The 12,690-nt window shown below is 58.8% G+C and carries 17 protein-coding genes; 11 read left to right on the top strand and 6 right to left on the bottom strand.

What is annotated here, in order from left to right:
* On the bottom strand, positions 1–268 hold a 268-nt coding region (locus T18_RS27245), incomplete at its 3' end, for a hypothetical protein (RefSeq protein WP_210187535.1).
* Positions 269–448: 180 nt separating this feature from the next.
* On the opposite strand from T18_RS27245, the gene T18_RS04150 reads away from it, so the two are divergent.
* Complete coding sequence (locus T18_RS04150; RefSeq protein WP_038490488.1) at positions 449–1,741, top strand: response regulator; 1,293 nt, start codon at positions 449–451, stop codon at positions 1,739–1,741.
* Between the two features lie 75 nt (positions 1,742–1,816).
* Here T18_RS04150 and T18_RS04155 read toward each other — a convergent pair whose 3' ends face one another.
* Positions 1,817–2,578, bottom strand: a complete 762-nt coding sequence (locus T18_RS04155) for an SOS response-associated peptidase (protein WP_038490486.1) — start codon at positions 2,576–2,578, stop codon at positions 1,817–1,819.
* Between the two features lie 10 nt (positions 2,579–2,588).
* Positions 2,589–2,912 carry a YnfA family protein gene (locus T18_RS04160; protein WP_025592925.1) on the bottom strand — a complete coding sequence of 108 codons (324 nt, stop codon included), beginning with the start codon at positions 2,910–2,912 and terminating at the stop codon, positions 2,589–2,591.
* A gap of 106 nt (positions 2,913–3,018) precedes the next feature.
* On the opposite strand from T18_RS04160, the gene T18_RS04165 reads away from it, so the two are divergent.
* The 9 genes from T18_RS04165 (at position 3,019) to T18_RS04205 (ending at position 9,176) form a co-directional block, all read left to right on the top strand.
* Positions 3,019–3,435, top strand: coding sequence for an NUDIX hydrolase (locus T18_RS04165; RefSeq protein WP_003512297.1), 417 nt, complete (start codon positions 3,019–3,021; stop codon positions 3,433–3,435).
* Positions 3,436–3,613: 178 nt separating this feature from the next.
* Entirely contained in the window at positions 3,614–4,054 is a 441-nt protein-coding gene (locus tag T18_RS04170) for a TIGR02301 family protein (protein ID WP_003512294.1), read from the top strand.
* Positions 4,055–4,159: 105 nt separating this feature from the next.
* Positions 4,160–4,417 (top strand): hypothetical protein, encoded by a 258-nt coding sequence (locus T18_RS04175; RefSeq protein ID WP_003496894.1) that lies wholly within the window; start codon positions 4,160–4,162, stop codon positions 4,415–4,417.
* Between the two features lie 14 nt (positions 4,418–4,431).
* Entirely contained in the window at positions 4,432–5,199 is a 768-nt protein-coding gene (locus T18_RS04180; RefSeq protein WP_038490482.1) for a hypothetical protein, read from the top strand.
* Positions 5,200–5,389: 190 nt separating this feature from the next.
* On the top strand, positions 5,390–6,238 hold the full coding sequence (locus tag T18_RS04185) for a YgfZ/GcvT domain-containing protein (RefSeq protein WP_038492742.1): 849 nt from the start codon (positions 5,390–5,392) through the stop codon (positions 6,236–6,238).
* A 2-nt stretch (positions 6,239–6,240) separates the two neighbouring features.
* The gene (locus T18_RS04190) at positions 6,241–6,876 is read left to right on the top strand and encodes a YfbR-like 5'-deoxynucleotidase (RefSeq protein WP_019565368.1); all 636 of its coding nucleotides are present in this window, start codon (positions 6,241–6,243) and stop codon (positions 6,874–6,876) included.
* The gene (locus T18_RS04195) at positions 6,873–7,391 is read left to right on the top strand and encodes a tyrosine phosphatase family protein (RefSeq protein WP_019565367.1); all 519 of its coding nucleotides are present in this window, start codon (positions 6,873–6,875) and stop codon (positions 7,389–7,391) included. The genes T18_RS04190 and T18_RS04195 overlap by 4 nt, the downstream gene beginning before the upstream one ends.
* 79 nt (positions 7,392–7,470) lie before the next feature.
* Positions 7,471–8,292: a mechanosensitive ion channel family protein gene (locus tag T18_RS04200; protein WP_019565366.1), complete on the top strand. Its 822-nt coding sequence runs from the start codon at positions 7,471–7,473 to the stop codon at positions 8,290–8,292.
* A 200-nt stretch (positions 8,293–8,492) separates the two neighbouring features.
* On the top strand, positions 8,493–9,176 hold the full coding sequence (locus T18_RS04205) for a metal-binding protein ZinT (protein WP_038490476.1): 684 nt from the start codon (positions 8,493–8,495) through the stop codon (positions 9,174–9,176).
* Between the two features lie 116 nt (positions 9,177–9,292).
* Here T18_RS04205 and T18_RS04210 read toward each other — a convergent pair whose 3' ends face one another.
* From T18_RS04210 to T18_RS04220, 3 genes are all read right to left on the bottom strand, one after another.
* A complete protein-coding gene (locus tag T18_RS04210) occupies positions 9,293–10,111 on the bottom strand; it encodes an ABC transporter permease (protein ID WP_003512280.1) in 819 nt (272 codons plus the stop codon).
* Positions 10,108–10,896: an ABC transporter ATP-binding protein gene (locus tag T18_RS04215; protein ID WP_003512279.1), complete on the bottom strand. Its 789-nt coding sequence runs from the start codon at positions 10,894–10,896 to the stop codon at positions 10,108–10,110. Before T18_RS04215 ends, T18_RS04210 begins: the two co-directional genes overlap by 4 nt.
* Positions 10,897–10,984: 88 nt before the next feature.
* Complete coding sequence (locus T18_RS04220; RefSeq protein WP_038490474.1) at positions 10,985–12,028, bottom strand: ABC transporter substrate-binding protein; 1,044 nt, start codon at positions 12,026–12,028, stop codon at positions 10,985–10,987.
* Positions 12,029–12,320: 292 nt separating this feature from the next.
* Between T18_RS04220 and T18_RS27520 the strand changes: the two genes are divergently transcribed.
* The coding region (locus T18_RS27520) for a VOC family protein (RefSeq protein ID WP_323455184.1) at positions 12,321–12,690 on the top strand (370 nt) is incomplete at its 3' end.

A 12,690-nucleotide genomic window follows, 5' to 3' on the forward strand; every position in this document is an offset into this window, starting at 1 on the left:
CGCAGCCCTGATGCTGAAGCGCAAGCCCGCCGCCAAAACTGCTTGAAAAAATTCGCTTTTCTTGAAAGCACAGCATCCAAGGCCTCGCAGACTTTGCGATGGTAACGGTCAATCCGAAAAAACATCCGGTTAAATATGCGGCGCTAATATTAGCGCCGTCTCCGTTTGTACGGCCCCCATCGAGAACCGCATAACCGGCCTGTTTTATAAAACTTCCCGATCTGTAACGAAGCTGCAACCAAAACGAAGTAAAGTATTCGACTTCCACGGGACGACTGTACGGATAGTCTCGCATCGACTACTGAGCATCAAAAAAATTTCTACTTTAGCGATTCTTCCTGCTACAGCGAACAAGGCCGATTTTCGATGCCGTTGACAGGCGGTATCGGACCAATTCGGATGTTGCGGGAAAACCAACGAAGACGGGCCATGGGGGGCTTCATACGGCATGCAGGATAAAATCCTTCTGATTGAAGATTCCGTTGCTCTTTCCATGCTGCTGAAGTCGCGGCTTTCGGAGGAAACGCCAGCCGAAGTGATCCATTGTGACAGCATGGCGCAGGCCGATATTCTGCTGCGCGCCCATGATTTCACGCTGGCACTCACCGGTCTCAATCTGCCCGATGCGCCGAAGGGTGAAATTCTCGCACTTCTTGCCGACCACAAGTTGCCGGCGATCGTCTTCACCGCCACGGTGGATGAGGAGGCGCGCAAGCGCTACGCCGAAAAGAAGATCATCGACTACATCGTCAAGGATGGCCATCGCACCGTTGATGCCGTGGTGAAAACGGTCGACCGGATTTTGACCAACAGACTGTTTTCCGTGCTGGTAGTGGATGACGTGCGGACGGCGCGTTCCGGCCTCGTGGAAATCCTCGAACGGCAGAATTTCAGGGTCAGCGAAGCCCATTCGGGCAAGCAGGCGCTGGAAATCCTGTCGCAGGACCCATCGATTCAGCTTGTCATCACCGATTACCATATGCCTGACATGGACGGCTACGAGCTGACGCGCCGCATCCGCGACAGCCGTTCCTCGGAAGACCTGCGGGTCATCGGCATCTCGTCCTCCACGGACCGGCTGCTTTCGGCAAGCTTCCTCAAGGCCGGAGCATCGGATTTCGTCTACCGCCCCTTCGTGCCGGAAGAATTGCAGTGCCGCATCGACAACAATATCGAAACGCTGAAACAGCTGAAACGGCTGCGCGAACTGGCAGAGCGGGATCATCTGACCGGTCTGCCGAACCGCCGCTCTTTCTTCGAGCGTACGCGGGCGCTGATGGACGTCATCAACGACAATGACGAGAACGGCGCAGTTGCCATTCTCGACATCGACCACTTCAAGAAGATCAACGACACGCTGGGGCATGATGCCGGCGACAGGGCGCTGAAGAAGCTTGCCGAACTGCTGCACGACATGTGCCATGAGCAGCGCCACATTCCCGCGCGCCTTGGCGGCGAGGAATTCGCCGTGTTCCTGCGTGGGCTCAATGCGCATGCCGCCTATCAATTCTGCGAGGAGCTGCGCGGCGCCGTCGAAAAGAACGGCCGCCAGCTGAGCGGCAGCAGCCTGGCGCTGACGATTTCGCTCGGCGTCGTGGAAATCGAAAAGGGCGAACCCTTCGACAATCAGCTCAATGCCGCAGACCAGCTGCTCTACCTCGCCAAGGCGAACGGCCGCAACCGCGTCTATTCCGACATCATGATCCAGGAAGGCCTGCAGAAAATCGGGCGGAACGGGTAAGACGGGCGCAGGATGGGCAACTGTGGAGTGACCGGGTCGATCCGCGATGACCAGCCTCGAATGCCAGCAAGCACATCAGAACAATGACATCTGGCCATCATCCTTAGGTAGCCTGGTTTTCGCGAGCGGCGCGCTTTCCGGCACCGGCTCGATAAGGTCAGCGCCGACATTGGCGACCCTGTTGACCTTGTCCGATACCGGGATCATCTCGAAAAAATCATCCTGAACCGGGCGCATCAGGTCGGCCACCTCGCGCGGCTCCTGCGTCTTGCAATCCAGCCAGCGGCTGAAATCCTCCGGCGCGATTACCACCGGCATACGGTCGTGAATGCGGCCGATCGCGGCGTTGGCAGCGGCGGTTAGGATGGCGCCGGTATCGACCTCGGACCCGTCAGCGGAAGACCACGTCTCCATGAGGCCGGCAAAGGCGACGATGCCGCCGTTCTTCGGGCGGATGAAATAGGGCTGCGGCTTGCCGCCCTCCTCCTTCGGCGGGCGGCGCCATTCGTAAAAGCCGGTGGCAGGCACCAGCACGCGGCGATGGCGCATGGCAGCTCGAAAGGATGCCTTGCCGACGGCCGTTTCCGAACGCGCATTGATGAGCAGGGGAAAATCCTTCGGGTCCTTGACCCAGCCGGGCAGAAAACCCCAGCGCACCAGCATGGCCCGACGGTTGGGCAGGTTACTGCCGCGCTGCTGCCGTTCACCCTCCAGCACGATCAGGATCGGCTGTGTGGGCGCGATGTTGAAACGGGCAGGAAAATCTTCAAGGCCGATCAGGTCAAGATAATCGGCAATCTCTTCCGGTGTCGCTTTGAGCACGAAACGTCCGCACATTGTCTGCTCCTCAGGCCCGGGGACCGAATAAAATGATAGCCGTGCCCGCGAGGCAGACGGCACCGCCAGCGATATCCCATCTATCCGGTACTTGCCCCTCAACGCCCCAGAGCCAGAGAAGCGATGCGGCAATGTAAATCCCGCCATAGGCGGCATAGGCCCTGCCCGCGGTCTCGGTCGGCACCAGCGTCAAAGCCCAGGCGAAAGCGGCGAGCGCCAGCATGCCTGGAAGCAATATCCAGCCTGTCTTGCCAAGCTTCAGCCAGGCCCAGAAGGAAAAGCAACCGGCGATTTCCGCACCAGCCGCCAGGGCATAAATAAGATAGACCTTCATTCCACCGTCTTCTGCGTGCACAATCGATCCGATTCCCGAATATACCATCGGTATTCCCGGACCAATATAGACAGGCCCAAGACGGCTGAAACAAGCGAAACCATTCATGACCCTTCGTATCAAGCCCCGCCCCGCCTCCTCTGCCATCGTCCGCAATGGAGATCGGCTTCTGCTCGTGCGCCGTATAAATCCTCCGTCGAAAGACATGTTCGCCTTTCCGGGCGGGCGCGGCGAAGAGGGTGAAACGCCAGCCGAGACGGCGCTGCGCGAACTTCAGGAGGAAACCGGTATCGTCGCGCGTAAACCGCAGCTGTTTGCGACCTATGACCTGCCGTCGCGCGACCCCGAGGGTGCGCTGACGAGCCACTATTTCCTCTCCGTCTTTACCGTGGAAACGGATGCGGACCCGGCGGTGACGGCGGCCGACGACGCGGCGGATGCGGGCTGGTTCACATTGTCGGAAATCCGCCGGTTGCCGGCACCGGAAAGCGTCGTCGAATGCGCCGAGCGGCTGCTTGCATGATTGCCAGCCAGCCAGAATCGCTATTATCTAGAGGATGTCGCGCAACACTGTGCAGCAGTTTTGCGATAACGAGATGATATAGACCTAAAGCTGACGGGGCGGTCTGAAAGACCGCGATGGCTTTAGGACCAATCCGCCCGCCGGGTGTTCACGAGTATGTGTGGGGCAGAATAAAATTTTGATACGGCCAACCATTTTCCTGTCTTTTTTCCTGACCATGCTTGTACCCGCCGGGCAAGACGGCGTCGCTCATGCGCAGCCTTCGAAGGCTGCTTCCAGTGAGGTTCGCCCGCCGGAAGCACAACCGCCCAAACCCGCTCCCTATGACGACAGGCTGGCACGGCTGTCGGAGATATTGGGGGCGGTGCAATATCTGAGAACCCTGTGCCCTTCCTCCGGTCCGGAGGACTGGCGCAAATCGATGAGCGATCTTCTGGCGGCCGATACGGCCAACGAACCTGAAAGGCGCCAGCGCATGACGGCTGCATTCAACCGTGGATATCGTTCCTTTGCGGCCATCCACAGCAGTTGCACACGCGCCGCCGTCATGGCAGAAGAGGGCTACCGTAACGAAGGGGCAACACTCGCCCAGGAAATTGCGTCAAGGTTCGGAAATTAGCGGATTGTTAACCTCTTTTCGCCGCAGCCCGTGCCGTTTTGATAAAAGGCTGCTAGTGTTGTTAACAGGGTGGTAAGGACTTGCCCGCCCTGTCGAGGATGAAAAATGCAGACGAGCCGTAACGAAATCGACGACATGATCGTGCATGAAAAGATGCAGGTCGCTCTGGAACACCAGAACGAGGCATGGGCTGACGGCATGGCCGACGGCATCGAGCCGGAGATCATCGCCGATGCCGCAATCGCTCTGGCCATGCGCGAAACCATCCGTATGCACGGCGAAGCCGGTGCTGAAGCAATGCTGGAATCGCTGCGCCAGCGCATGCTTGAAGGCGAATTTTCCCCGCAGCGCGTGATACAGTAAAGTCGGGGTCTGTCATGTCTTGCCTGAGCAAGGGGCTTTTGCGCTCTTCCGCCATGCTGTCCATCTTGGCTGCCTTGACCGCCGGGTCCATTGGCTTGCCCAGCCGCGCCTTTGCGCTTTCCGAGCTGAAACCCGCACAAAATACCGAAGGCGAGCCGCAAGCCCAAAGTGGCGAACAGCAGCAACGGCCCCAGGCTCCTGAGCCCGACGAGATCGAAGGTGATTCGGACGGCATTCCCCTGCCCGACCCTCTGGTCGACCGTTCCGCCGGTCAATCGACCCAGCAACCGGCCAAGCCGGGCAACACGCCGGAAATGTCGGTCGTTATCGAGCATGATATTTCAAAGGCGCCGGAAGCTGTGCGCAAGCTTCGCCAGCAGATCATCGACGCCGCCTCTTCGGGCGATATCGAAAAACTGCGGCCTTTCATCGCCGCCAGCGACAAGCAGTTCCGTATCGACGGCAATGACAGCGACGACCCGATAGCTGCGCTGAAAAGCTATTCCGGCGATCCGGACGGTCTGGAAGTGCTGGCGATCATCATCGATCTGCTTTCCACGGGTTATGCCCATGTCGACGCCGGCACCCCGGATGAAGCCTATGTTTTCCCCTATTTCTCCGGAAAGCCGCTCAATACGCTGACCGCGCCGGAAAAGGTCGAGCTGCTGCGCATCATCACGGCGGGCGATCTGGCTGATATGCAGGAATACGGTAATTACAGCTTTTACCGCATCGGCATTTCGCCCGATGGCAAGTGGAAGTTCTTCACCGCCGGCGATTGATCGCGCGGCGGTGCTTGCCGTTCTTTTGCAAAAATCCTAACTGTGCGGCATGAGCAATTCAGCAGAAGCGCGTCGCGGTTCTGCAAATGGAACTGCGCGAAAACAAAAAGAGAGCATTTCGGCAGATTGCCTCGGGCAGCCCTCAGCGACCCTGGCCGGAAATGCTTTCGATGAACCGAACGGTGATGCCATGCCTTCCGCCTTTCTTGCCGACCGCCGCCTGATTAGAGTTTCCGGCACGGGTGCCGAAGAGTTTCTGAACAATCTGATCACGGCCGATGTTGAAAACCTGCCGCAAGGCGAGGCGCGCGCCTCGGCACTTCTGACGCCGCAGGGCAAGATCCTGTTCGATTTCCTGATCGCGCGCGATGGGCCGGATTATCTGATCGAATCGGGCGCTGCCGAACAGGATGCGCTGCTGCGCCGCCTGACCATGTACAAGCTTCGCGCGCCCGTCGATCTCAAGGCCGAACCGATAGAAGGTGTCAGCGTTTTCTGGAGCGAAAGCGTGCAGGAGGCGGGCGCGAAGGACGGCCGTTTCGACAAGGCCGGCATCAATCTGTTCCGCGTGCCGGGTGCTTCGGCCTCGGGCGACATAACGGCATATGATGCCCTGCGCATTGAGTACGGAATTGCCGAATCCGGCCGGGATTACGCGTTGCAGGATGCTTTTCCGCATGATGTGCTGATGGATGTGAACGACGGCGTCTCGTTCAAAAAGGGTTGCTTCGTCGGTCAGGAAGTCGTCTCGCGCATGAAACATCGCGGCACGGCAAGACGGCGGGTCGTCACCGTTTCGGCTGAAAGCGCCCTTCCCGCGACCGGAACTGAAATCACCGCCAATGGAAAAACGGTCGGGGCGCTTGGAACCGTTTGCGGCAACACGGGACTTGCCATCGTGCGGACAGACCGCGTTGCCGATGCGCTCGCCTCCGCCACGCCGCTCATTGCCGAGAATGTTCCCGTGACTGTGGCCTTGCCGGCCTGGAGCGGCATCTCCTTCCCCGTCGTCGATCCTGCGGTACAGGCGGAGGAATAGGCGTGGCGCCCGCTAAAAGTCCGCGCGCCTGGCAGCGCATGCTTTCTGGACGGCGGCTCGACCTGCTCGACCCCTCACCGCTCGACGTAGAAATCGCCGATATCGCCCATGGTCTTGCCCGCGTCGCCCGCTGGAATGGCCAGACGCGCGGCGATCACGCCTTCTCCGTCGCCCAGCATAGCCTCATCGTCGAAAACATTTTCTGCCGCATGTGTGCGAATGCTACGCCCGACGATATGCAGATGGCGCTTTTGCACGACGCCCCGGAATATGTCATCGGCGACATGATATCGCCGTTCAAATCAGTGGTCGGCGGCGGTTATAAAACCGTGGAGAAAAGGCTGGAAGCGGCCGTGCATCTGCGCTTTGGCCTGCCGCCGCATGCCTCGCGCGAACTGAAAGACCGCATCAAGAAAGCCGATACGGTTGCCGCCTTTTTCGAGGCGACGGAGCTTGCCGGTTTTTCCATTGCCGAGGCACAGAAATTCTTCGGCCTGCCGCGCGGCATCACCCGCGATATGTTCGACATTATCCCGCTTCCCTCGACCGAGGCGCAGAAGCGGTTCATTGAACGCTTCGAGGCGATCGAGGCGATGCGCGTGGTCAAAACCGGCAACGCGGCTGGAGGGGTTAAATGACTTCCATCGTCGTATCGCCGTTGTCGCGAATTGCGGAAATGGCCGTGAAGCACAAAGCCCGTGAAATGGTGACGCTGATCGCAAAGGAGCAGACCTTTCACCGCCCGGCGGTGATCTCAGCCGAAAGGCACCTGACCCTTGCGATGAATGACATCAGCTTCAAGGGCACCGGCGATCTCATCGCGCCTGACGATGCGCATGTGCTGCGGCTGATCGATTTCGCCCGCGAATGGGACCAGTCCGCACCGCTTCTCATCCATTGCTGGATGGGCGTGTCGCGCTCTCCTGCCGCAGCCGTCATTGCAGCACTCAGCCTTTATCCGGATCAGGACGAGATGGCGCTTGCGCTCAGCCTGCGCACCGCATCACCCTATGCCACCCCCAATGCCCGCATCATCGCAATCGGGGACCGGTTGCTTGGGCGGGATGGCAGGCTGGTGGCGGCAATCAAGACGATCGGCAGGGGCGCGGATACGGACGGCAACGTACCCTTCGTGCTGCCTCTCTCCAACTGACGGCTCCGTTTTTGGCGGAACCCCTGCGGGATCCAGTCGTTACCAAAGTAGAACAGCAATAAGAAACACGGGATAATTCATGGAACAACAGGCAACGGATATCATCGTCGCATCGCAGGCAGCGGTACGGCAGGCGAGCACGCTGGCGGTGCAATATTCCTTTTCGATCATCGGTGCGCTGCTGCTTCTGATCATCGGCTGGCTGGCCGCGACTTTCCTGCAGCGCTGGGCTTTTCAGGGCCTGTCCCGCATCCGCGGCTTCGATGCGACGCTTGCCGGTTTCTTCGCAGGTGCCATCCGCTACGTGGTGCTTATTCTGGTGCTGGTCATGGTGCTTGGCCAGTTTGGTGTACAGACGGCCTCCATTCTTGCGGCACTCGGCGCTGCCGGCCTCGCCATCGGCCTGGCACTTCAGGGCACATTGCAGAACATCGCCGCCGGCATCATGCTTCTGGTGCTGCGTCCCTTCCGGGTTGGCGAATATATCGAGACTGGCGCCGTGAGCGGCACGGTGATCGAAATCGGCCTGTTTGCGACCGAGCTTAAAACCAGCGATGGGCTTTACCGCCTTGCGCCAAATTCCACCCTGTGGAACGTGCCAATCACCAATTACAGCCGCTTTCCCTCACGCCGCCACGAATTGAGCCTGACGGTTAAGAGCGACGAGGATCTGGCTGCGGCGCAGGACATGCTGATGCGTGTGGTGCGCTCGGAAAGCCGGGTACTGCTGGACCCCGCCCCCGTTACCTTCGTCGATTCTGTCAGCGCAGACAGCGCCACGGTGAAATTGCGCTACTGGGCGCGTAGCGACAATTACTTCGCAACCACGCGTGACGTGACGAAGGCAATGAAGCTCGCTTTCGATGAGCGCAAGGCGGAATTAACCGCACAAACCGCGTGAATTGAGAGCGTCCCAGCCGCTCCCTTCCCCATGCAACTTTTTCCCATATGAAAGCCGGCCATGAGCCGGCTTTCACCTTTTTTCGCGCAAGGGTGGCGGCAGGCGCTCTTGCGTCTGGCGAAGGACGTGTTTATACGACCTATGCGTAATGTTATTACATAACTTACCCTTCGATTTATAACCACATAAGGGCCAGAAGAATGCAAAAAACCATCACCCGCGTCACCGGCGCGCTTGCAATCGGTTCCATGCTGCTGATGACAGCCCCGGCACTGGCGGCCGGAAAAGACAAGACGTCCACCGCGCATAGTCACAGCCACGATCACAGCCATGGCCAGACCGAAGCCGAGAAACAGATCTACAAGGGTTACTTCGAGGATGCGCAGGTGAAGCCACGCATGCTTTCAGACTGGGAAGGTGACTGGCAGTCAGTCTATCCCTATCTGCTGAACGGTTCTCTCGATGGGATCATGGCGGAGAAGGCAGCCCACGGCGACAAGACAGCAGCCGAATATCGTGCCTATTACGAAATTGGCTACAAAACGGATGTCAATCGCATCACCATCAAGGGCGACAACGTGGCGTTTTATAAGGAAGGCAAACCAACGCAAGGCACTTATGTCAGCGACGGCCAGGAAATCCTGACCTACAAGAAGGGTAATCGCGGCGTGCGGTACATCTTCAAAAAGACCGGCGGCGATGCGGATGCACCGCAATTCATTCAGTTCAGCGATCACACCATCGCGCCTAAAAAAGCCGGCCATTACCACCTCTACTGGGGCAATGACCGCAAGGCGCTTCTGGACGAGGTGACCAATTGGCCAACCTATTATCCGTTCCAGATGGATGGCCCTGAGATCGTCGAGGAAATGGCGGCGCATTAAGACCGCACTCTTCCTGGTTTTCCGCAGCCTGTGGTCAAACCTTGAATTGTCACGATTCGCCTTCCCCCCAGTGGGGAGAAGGCAACCAATGCGAGTTGATACGGCCCTTTCCCCGCTTACTGCCCCATGGTCGAGCGATGCGCCCAGCCGGTCATGCGCTTTTCGAGCCAGGCCATGATCGCATACATGACGATACCTTCCACGGCGAGCATCAACAGACCGGCAAAGACCAGTGGCACGTTGAACTGGCTTTGCGCCGAACTCATCATATTACCGAGGCCATAATTGGAGGCGACGGTTTCCGATACGACCGAGCCGACGAAGGCGAGCGTGATGGCGATTTTCAGCGAGCCGAAGAAGTAAGGCATGGAGCGCGGAATGCCGACCTTCAGCATGATATCCATCTTCCTGGCGCCAAGTGCGCGCAGCACGTCCTCAGTTTCCGGCTCGATGGTGGCCAAACCGGTCGCGACGTTGACGACGATGGGGAAGAAGGAAATCAGGAACGCAGTCAGAACCGCGGGAACAGTGCCGATGCCGAACCAGATGACGAGGATCGGCACCAACGCCACTTTGGGGATGGCATTAAAACCGATCATCAGCGGATAAAGCCCGGCATAGATGGTTTTAGACCAGCCGATAAAGAGGCCGATGGCGAGACCCGCCGCGACGGCGATCGCAAAACCGAGCGTGGTGGTATAGAGCGTCTGCAGTGAGTTCTTCCAGATCGGCGACCAATATTGCACGATGGCCTGCCCCACACGCACGGGCGACGGCAGAATGGTTGGCGGCATTTTCAGCGCGTAGACCAGCAGCTCCCACATTGCAAACAGCGCCAGCGTATAGAGCCAGGGGGCGGCCTTCACCCAGTTGACCCGGGCGATCAGCGGTTTCGACGGCGCGGTTGCCATGCTGCTTTCCACAAACGCACTCATGCCGCCACCCTCGCCTGAGCTATCTCGCCATGCAGTTCCTGCACCATGTCGTTGAAACCCTTGTCATACATGATATCCAGCTGGCGCGGTCGCGCAAAAGGCACGCGGTGTTCCGCCAGAACGCGGCCCGGCCTTGCACTCATCACGAAAATCTTGTCGGCGAGAAAGGTCGCTTCGCGCAGATCGTGCGTCACCAGAATGATGGTGACCCGCTGCGCCGTATGCAGATCGCGGATGACGCACCACAGTTCCTCGCGGGTGAAGGCGTCGAGCGCGCCGAAGGGCTCATCCAGCATGAGAAGGTCCGGCTCGTGGATCAATGCGCGGCAGAGATTGGCGCGCTGCTGCATGCCGCCGGAAAGCTGCCAGGGGAATTTCGAGCCGAAGCCTTTGAGGCCGACGATTTCCAGCAGGCGTTCGGCTTTGGCGACATATTCGGCCTTATGCGCGCGCAGACGCCGGCGGTGTTTCTCGACGATCTCCAGCGGCAGCAGGATATTTTCGAGCGTCGTGCGCCAGGGCAGCATCGTCGGGTTCTGAAACGCCATGCCGACAATGGACACCGGTTCAGTGACCTGCCGTCCGGCCACGATGACATTGCCCTTTTGCGGAATGTGCAGCCCCGTTACCAGCTTCATCAGGGTCGACTTGCCGCAGCCCGACGGGCCGACGACAGCAGCGAATTCCCCCTTGTCGACCGTCAGGTTGAGGCCGGATACAGCCAGCGTTCCGGCCGCCCCGCCGTAACGCATGTCGACATTGTCTATTTCCACAAGATGTGACATCGCAGTCCCCTTTTCAGCCCCCCATGCTATTTAAAAATTGCAAACCGCCCGGACCGGCAAGCGATCCGGGCGGTCGCCGTGATATCAATCAGGGAAGCATGCGCTCTTCCTTGGGCGGCAGGTAAGCCGCGTCGAAGACCTGCTCTGCCTTGACGTTGCCTTTCAGACCCATGGAAACTTTCAGGGTCTCGAGAGAGGCAGCAAGCCGGGCCGGATCGACGCCGCCCATGCCATTTTCCACCACATAGGGCGTCTTGATGTTCATGCTGTTGGCCATGTTGAGGCGTTCCAACTCAATCGCGCTGTCGAGCGTCTCGTTACGCTTGAGCACGGCCGCCACACCCTCTTCAGGGGTCTTGACGGAATCGGCGAAGCCCTTGGCCAGCGCCTTGAGGAAACCCTTGACGGCATCTGGGTTTTTCTCAGCAAAATCAGTGTTTACCAGCACGGCATTGCCATAAAGATTCAAGCCATGCTCGGCCATCAGGATGGTCGAGATATCGTCATCGGCAATGCCCTGTTTTTTCAGATTGAGGATCACCGAAAAGGCAAAACCGAAGACGCCGTCGACATCGCCCTTGGCGAGCATCGGCTCACGCACCGGAAAGCCGATCGATTCGATCTTGATTTTGCTGTCGTCCAGCCCCGCAACCTGCTTGAAGGCTGGCCATTGCGCAAAAGCGCCATCCGGCGGCGGCGCGCCGAGCTTCTTGCCTTCCAGCGACTTCGGGTCGCCAGTGACACCAAGCGACTTGCGGCCCACGACGGCAAATGTCGGGCGTTCATAGACCATGTAAACGGCCTTGACCTTCTGGCCCGGATCCTCATCGAGGAACTTGATCACCGAATTGATGTCGCCGAAACCCATCTGGTAAGCGCCGGTTGCCACGCGCGGAATGGCCTCCACCGAGCCGTTGCCGCTGTCGATCGTCACGTCGAGGCCTTCGGCCTTGAAGTATCCCTTGTCCAACGCCAGCAGGAAACCTGCTGCAGGTCCCTCGAATTTCCAGTCGAGCGTGAATTTCACCGGCGTTTCGGCATGGGCGCTCGTTACCGGCAGCGACAGCCCGGCAGCGGCACCGACTGCAGCAATGGCCAGAGCTCTCGACAACAACCTACGCGTTAATATCATCTGTTCCCCCTGATGGTTATGGTTGGATTGGTTGCATAAGACCCAATTCCAGCCATCAAGGCAAGATAAAATTGCATACAAAATAGCCGTTATTTTGTATGCTTATTTTAAAGGCATTCATGGTCAACCGGCAGGCAAAAAGCCCGATTTTTGCCCATCCCGCATGCAACGAAGCGACAGCAACATCGTTCACGCAGCGAACACAGCGTTCTCACTTGCCGGGGTTGCGGATCAGGCGCAGCGTGGGACAAATAGGGCCACAAACAGCAGGCAAAACGGCGGGGACGGCACGATGAATTCTGCACTGGGCATACACCACATCACGATGATCACCCGGAAGGTGCAGGCGAATGTCGATTTTTACGCCGGCTTTCTGGGCTTAAGGCTCGTCAAACGCACTGCCGGTTTTGAAGATGCCATGCAGCTTCACCTGCTTTACGGCGACGGAAACGCCTCGCCCGGCTCGCTTTTGACCTTCCTCGTCTGGGAAGACGGTGGGCAGGGCCGCGTGGGTTATGGCCAGACGCTGGAAGTTTCACTGGCGATCGACCCTGCCAGCATTGGTTTCTGGCTGACGCGCGCGCTGAAATTCGGCATCCGCGCCGAGGGCCCATCCGACGAATTCGGAACCCCTGTCATCCGGTTAAAAGACCCTGACGGCC

Source organism: Rhizobium sp. TBD182, assembly GCF_001950375.1.
GTDB lineage: Bacteria > Pseudomonadota > Alphaproteobacteria > Rhizobiales > Rhizobiaceae > Agrobacterium > Agrobacterium tumefaciens.

Excerpts from the sequence above, each read along its gene's own strand:
- T18_RS04150 (WP_038490488.1), top strand. The coding sequence starts at position 449 with ATGCAGGATAAAATCCTTCTGATTGAAGATTCCGTTGCTCTTTCCATG.
- T18_RS04155 (WP_038490486.1), bottom strand. The coding sequence starts at position 2,578 with ATGTGCGGACGTTTCGTGCTCAAAGCGACACCGGAAGAGATTGCCGAT.
- T18_RS04160 (WP_025592925.1), bottom strand. The coding sequence starts at position 2,912 with ATGAAGGTCTATCTTATTTATGCCCTGGCGGCTGGTGCGGAAATCGCC.
- T18_RS04165 (WP_003512297.1), top strand. The coding sequence starts at position 3,019 with ATGACCCTTCGTATCAAGCCCCGCCCCGCCTCCTCTGCCATCGTCCGC.
- T18_RS04175 (WP_003496894.1), top strand. The coding sequence starts at position 4,160 with ATGCAGACGAGCCGTAACGAAATCGACGACATGATCGTGCATGAAAAG.
- T18_RS04180 (WP_038490482.1), top strand. The coding sequence starts at position 4,432 with ATGTCTTGCCTGAGCAAGGGGCTTTTGCGCTCTTCCGCCATGCTGTCC.
- T18_RS04185 (WP_038492742.1), top strand. The coding sequence starts at position 5,390 with ATGCCTTCCGCCTTTCTTGCCGACCGCCGCCTGATTAGAGTTTCCGGC.
- T18_RS04195 (WP_019565367.1), top strand. The coding sequence starts at position 6,873 with ATGACTTCCATCGTCGTATCGCCGTTGTCGCGAATTGCGGAAATGGCC.
- T18_RS04200 (WP_019565366.1), top strand. The coding sequence starts at position 7,471 with ATGGAACAACAGGCAACGGATATCATCGTCGCATCGCAGGCAGCGGTA.
- T18_RS04205 (WP_038490476.1), top strand. The coding sequence starts at position 8,493 with ATGCAAAAAACCATCACCCGCGTCACCGGCGCGCTTGCAATCGGTTCC.
- T18_RS04210 (WP_003512280.1), bottom strand. The coding sequence starts at position 10,111 with ATGAGTGCGTTTGTGGAAAGCAGCATGGCAACCGCGCCGTCGAAACCG.
- T18_RS04215 (WP_003512279.1), bottom strand. The coding sequence starts at position 10,896 with ATGTCACATCTTGTGGAAATAGACAATGTCGACATGCGTTACGGCGGG.
- T18_RS04220 (WP_038490474.1), bottom strand. The coding sequence starts at position 12,028 with ATGATATTAACGCGTAGGTTGTTGTCGAGAGCTCTGGCCATTGCTGCA.